Origin of the sequence: Stenotrophomonas sp. SrG (assembly GCF_050031795.1) — a bacterium.
Taxonomy (GTDB): Bacteria; Pseudomonadota; Gammaproteobacteria; order Xanthomonadales; family Xanthomonadaceae; genus Stenotrophomonas; species Stenotrophomonas rhizophila_A.
Map to the genome: position 1 here is coordinate 1 of NZ_JBNBBE010000916.1, position 243 is coordinate 243.

1 protein-coding gene is annotated in these 243 nt (G+C 62.6%); it reads right to left on the minus strand.

Translation table 11 applies throughout. The features are described 5' to 3' along the window. On the minus strand, nucleotides 1-207 hold a 207-nt coding region (locus ACQG3P_RS22160; protein WP_426806254.1), incomplete at its 3' end, for an uL14 family ribosomal protein. Nucleotides 208-243 lie beyond the last annotated feature (36 nt).

Here is a 243-nt window from a genome sequence, read left to right on the forward strand (position 1 = left end):
CACACCCGTGCGGGTACGCACCACGACGGCGTCGAACACTTCACCCTTCATGACCTTGCCGCGCGGGATTGCATCCTTCACGGGGACCTTGATGCTGTCACCGATGTGTGCGTAGCGACGCTTGGAGCCGCCCAGCACCTTGATGCACAGCACTTCCGTGGCACCGGTATGGTCCGCGACCTCGAGGTAGCTCTGCAGCTGGAGCATGAGTCAGATCTCCTGAGTGAGCCGCACGGGTGACCA